We start from the raw sequence: 4644 nt of genomic DNA, 5'->3' as shown, positions 1-4644 counted from the left end.
CTTTCGGCTCGGCCGGGAGGCTCTTCGCACCAAGTCGGCGCCTGCTGCGGCGAGGCTTACATGCTCGACGGTCTGAGGCGGAGCCTCGCTAAGCTAGCAGGGTCGGTCAGCCGCGGGCGCCGCGGGCGGAAAAGGCCGACCCGCGCGCGCAGATCGGCCTCCCAGCTCGCAGACATCCTTAGCAGAGCGCTTCAGTAGAGCGCTTCGAAGATCCCCGCGGCGCCCATGCCACCGCCGATGCACATCGTCACCATGCCGTAGCGCCCCTTGCGGCGGCGCAACTCCGACAGCAACGTCGCCGTCAGCTTGGCCCCCGTGCACCCAAGCGGATGCCCCAGCGCGATCGCGCCGCCGTTGACGTTGACCTTGGCCGGGTCGAGCCCAAGTTCGCGCACGACCGCGAGCGACTGCGCGGCGAAGGCCTCGTTGAGCTCGAACAGATCGATGTCGCTCTGCTCGAGCCCGCACTGCCGCAACACGCGAGGGATGGCCTCGACCGGTCCAATGCCCATCAGCTCCGGCGCGACGCCAGCGACCGCGAACCCGACGAAGCGCGCCAGCGGAGTCGCCCCGATCGCCTTGGCCTTCTCCGTCGACATCACGATCGTCATCGCCACGCCGTCGCTGGTCTGCGAGGAGTTGCCCGCGGTGACCGAGCCCTTCACTTGGAACACCGGCCGCAGCGAGGCGAGCGCCTCCAGGCTCGAACGAGCTGTTCTTCAACAGTGGGCAATGCGATGATCTGACCCAGCCACTGATCGAGGACTCGGTCGAGTCTGCGATGTCGGCCGGACTCACCTATTCGTTGGACTGCATGGAGCGAACGATTGACCATGCGCCGCAGTGCCCCATGGTCTCCAGCTCTGGGAGTCTGCTCCCGTGTGAGATGGACTGTCAGATCTTTCATGGGGCTCAGGAAGAAGGCGACCCCTGTGATGCCGTAGGGTACCGCATGTCCGACTGCCGCCAGGGGCTGGTCTGCGGCGCCGATCGAGCTTGTCACCAACCCGTACCGCTGGAGCAGCCGATAGAACTGGTCCCACGTCATCCCTCGTTGCGAGCGACGGCATAACCACCGTTGCCACGCACGCTGGACCTCGCGACGCAGCCGCCGGAGCGCTTCCCAATTTCCGGTTATCCCGTAATATAGGCGTCATGCCCCCGCAGCTTCGCCGCGAGCATTTGATGCTGCACGGCTATGGGCAAGTGCCGGTGAAACCGGCACCACTGCCCAAGCCCACGCGCTGCTCGGCGTAAGCGCACCCGCGGTCTTTCGTCGGACCACCCACCTGCCCCGCCGACTCCTCGCCCAATAGTGCGTGAAGCCAAGCAGATCGAATGTTCCTTGCCTCGGCCCTCGTCGCAGCTGCGACCTCCAAGGAACTCCATGCGGACGATCTGTTGCTGCTCAGCTTCGTGACGCGCGCGGTGTCGGGCCGTCACGGGAAGCAGCAACCCAAACCAAGCTTTGAGCGTCCATGCCAGTGAGGCGATGACCATGTACGCCCAGTTGGCGTTGAACGTGTTGAGCGGCGCACGGAATGAGCGCACGCCATTCTTGAGCTGCTCGATCAAATTCTCCTGGTCGCATCGGTCGTTGGCCTCGAAGACGACCTGCTCGGCAGACATATCTGGGTCGTTGGTGATGTAGAGAAAGTAGCGGACGTCCACACCCAGGCATTGCTGCCCACGCTCTTCGCGTAGGGTCTTCTCGAGCACGATGACCCGGTAGGTCTTCTCGCACTTCATCGGGCTGTACTCGAACTCGCCGACGCGCTCCGACTCGAGCACGACGTTTTTGTACTCGCGCTCGTGGACAATCTGTTCTTTGACTCGCGGTTGCTTGGCCCGCTCCTGGCCGCTGAGGCCTCGCTTGGCCCGGCGCAGGAGAACCTCGTACTCCTCGTCCTCGACCGCCTCTGCGCGCGCTTTCATGCCCCTATTGACCCCGAACCCGAGCACGAAGTGGACACCCTCTTCGGTCCAGCGATCGAAGTTTGCGGTCAGGCAGAAGGCCGTGTCACCGCGCAGAAGGACCTTCTCGAAGCCCGCCCGGTAGCACAAGTCGATCGCCGCGTCGTAGTAGTCGGCCGCACCCGAGGCCGAGTTGGCGTTCCCGCCACGGTTGACGAGGAACAAGGGCTCCTTGGTATTGGCCAGCGAGACCAGCAAGGGCTGGAAGCCCCAGATGCCCTTGTAGGACAGGTCCATGCCTTCTTTGCACCCACCGCTGGTCTCGATGATGTGCCCGTCGGCGTCGATGCGAGCGGTCTGACCGAGTAGCGCCGAGCCGTGCTCACGCCAGACAGCGACGCGGACCTCGTTGATGATGTCCATCAATAGGTGGATATCCTCAGCGGCGAAGCGGCGGCAGAAGTCTCCCGCCGTTGTCGGATCAGGGATCGCCCGCGCACCGAGGGCCTCGAGGTAGTTGATGTCATTGCGAAGCAGCTCGAGGTCATCGAGCGTGCGCCCGCCCGCGAGAATATTGTAGACGATGTTGAGGATGTGATCCGACTCCTTGTAGGGCCGGTGCTGCTTCAACAGCTCGAGTTCCTCGTCGAGCGCCCGTGGCAGGCCGAGGCGTTGGACGAGGTTGTGCATGACGCAAGCCCGAGTCGAGTCGCCAGGTGGCCAAGCGCTGGAAGCAGCGCTTTGTAGCGATCGAGAACACAATCAGCGAAGCGTCTGGCTTCGAGATGAGCGAGAGCATCGCGGCGCGACGCAAAGTCGTGAACACGACCTTCAATGCTCTGATTCGCGCTGCGGCTGACGACGACGCTCCTCAGCTCGAGAAAAAGAAGAGGGGGGCGCCGCCGGTGACGCGCCCAGGTCGTAGGCCCCCCCTGCCACCGCGACCGCCCAGGATCAGCCCCGACAATACTGGACGTCGGTGACCGTCACCCGCACCTGATCCACCGAGCAAGAGGGCTTCGGCGAGATCTTGTAAGTGTCACCGAAGCAGCCGGAGACACCCACGAAGTTATTGGCGACGCCCGTGCTGACCGAGACATCATTCGGGCAGCTGGCCCGATAAGATACGTTGATACAGCTGTCGACGCCTCCCGGGCGCTTGCCTGTGACCAGGTATTGGTCCTCGCCGTCCGGACACCTGATTGCCCCGAGCGTGATGGTGTTGCGCATGGTCTGCAGATAGTCGGCTAGCTCCTGGGCCCGGCGCGCCGCCTCACGCTTGCGCGCTTCCTCGGCCTGGCGCGCTTCCTCGGCCCGTCGCGCCACCTCGGCCTGTCGCGCCGCTTCGCGCTCGCGGGCCGCTTGTGCTTCGCGGGCCGCTTGTGCCGCGCGCTCGCGCTCCTCTCGAGCCTGCTGCACGTTCGCCTCCGCGGTCTGCTGCCGCTGGGTTTGGGCCTGCTCCTGTTCCTGCTGCTCGAGATCTTTGTATTGCTGATGCAGCGCCAACATCTCTTCTTGGAACGAATTGTCCAGAGCAGGATTGGTGTTCGGCTGGTCCGAAGTGCCACCGGCCAAGCCGCTCATGACGCGTTCGTGGTGTTCGCGGTTGCTTTGCCTGTACGCTTCCTCTTCCGCGCGGTCCTGGCGATCTTGTTCCTCGGCCAGCTGGCGGTAGTATTCGTCCCGCTGTCGCCGCTGTTCGGCAACGACGCCGCGCTGCTCCTCGACTTCCTGGAACATGGCGTACGCCTCATCCCAGCTGTGGCCCTGGGTGGAGCTCGCGTCCGTGTCTGCGCCGGCAGCGATGAGCGCGTCAGCGGCCGCGGGGCCGCGGCCTCCTCGATCGGCGAGAGCGAAGAACAATGCAGGCCACTCGTCCTCGATACCGTCGAGGTAGGACTTGGTTGAGGCGCGCGAGTTCGGGTCAGCGCCGTAGCGCACCAGCTGTCGGATCATCGGCGCATTGGCCATGACCGCCGCCACCACGATCAGGGGATATGCGCCCACGCGCTGGTCGATCACCGCGCTCGCGCCCGCGTCGCCCCTGGTCTCGCGCACCTGATCGAGGATGACGCTCGCCAATTCGACCCGAGAGTCGAGCATCCTGGCGACGTAGAACATCACGGGCACCCCGTTTGTGCCATGGGCGAGCGGATCCGCGCCGTTGGCGATCAATTCACGGACCATCGTCGCGTCTCCCTTAAAAGCCGCGGTCTCCAGTGGCGTCGCCTCAGGGCCGCACCGGACATCGACGCCTGCGCCAGCGTCGATCAGCGCGCGAAGGCTCTCGATCCGCTCATGCTCGACGGCCCGACAGACCGGGAGCTGGCCGCACTCGAGATCGGGCCGGGCTCCAGCCGCGAGCAGCCTCGGCACCAGATGAGGTTGGTGTTCGATCGCCGTGCACAGCGGCGTCGACTCTGGCGAGGGCCGCTCGTTGGGGTTGGCACCCTTGGCGAGTAGCTTCTCGATCGCCTGCTCATCGCCGGAGTACACGGCCCCGGTGAGCGTCTGGCAGCCTGTCGAAACCAGCGCCGCCAGGGCCAACAAGGCGGGCAGCGCGAGACTCGACCGTGGCGCAGGGGATACATGCTGTTGGGCGGGGGATGGCGGTTGCATCGGGGCAAAGTGGGGATTCTGCCTGAATCCGTTCGTTTTTGTTCTTGCCCTCGCCCATGGCAACCGCCACGGCCATGTATCACAGCGGCCGCAACCCGCTGCGCAAGCTGA

General features: G+C 65.0%; 2 protein-coding genes and 2 pseudogenes. 1 reads left to right on the top strand and 3 read right to left on the bottom strand.

Translation table 11 applies throughout. The annotated features are described in order from the left end of the window. Nucleotides 1–191: 191 nt before the first annotated feature. The 3 genes and pseudogenes from DB30_RS40095 to DB30_RS40085 form a co-directional block, all read right to left on the bottom strand. Nucleotides 192–707 (bottom strand): annotated as a pseudogene (locus tag DB30_RS40095) (acetyl-CoA C-acyltransferase); the annotation flags it as partial. Nucleotides 708–1134: 427 nt separating this feature from the next. Further along, entirely contained in the window at nt 1135–2604 is a 1470-nt protein-coding gene (locus tag DB30_RS40090) for an IS1380 family transposase (RefSeq protein ID WP_052559338.1), read from the bottom strand. A gap of 264 nt (nt 2605–2868) precedes the next feature. Then, nucleotides 2869–4464 carry an ankyrin repeat domain-containing protein gene (locus tag DB30_RS40085; protein ID WP_052559336.1) on the bottom strand — a complete coding sequence of 532 codons (1596 nt, stop codon included), beginning with the start codon at nt 4462–4464 and terminating at the stop codon, nt 2869–2871. A 110-nt stretch (nt 4465–4574) separates the two neighbouring features. On the opposite strand from DB30_RS40085, the pseudogene DB30_RS43360 reads away from it, so the two are divergent. Further along, a pseudogene (locus tag DB30_RS43360) lies at nt 4575–4644 on the top strand (DUF3362 domain-containing protein); the annotation flags it as partial.

Source organism: Enhygromyxa salina (assembly GCF_000737335.2).
Lineage (GTDB): Bacteria > Myxococcota_A > Polyangia > Nannocystales > Nannocystaceae > Plesiocystis > Plesiocystis salina_C.
The sequence above is the reverse complement of the archived record's forward strand: the minus strand, read 5'-3'. Positions and strand labels throughout refer to the sequence as shown.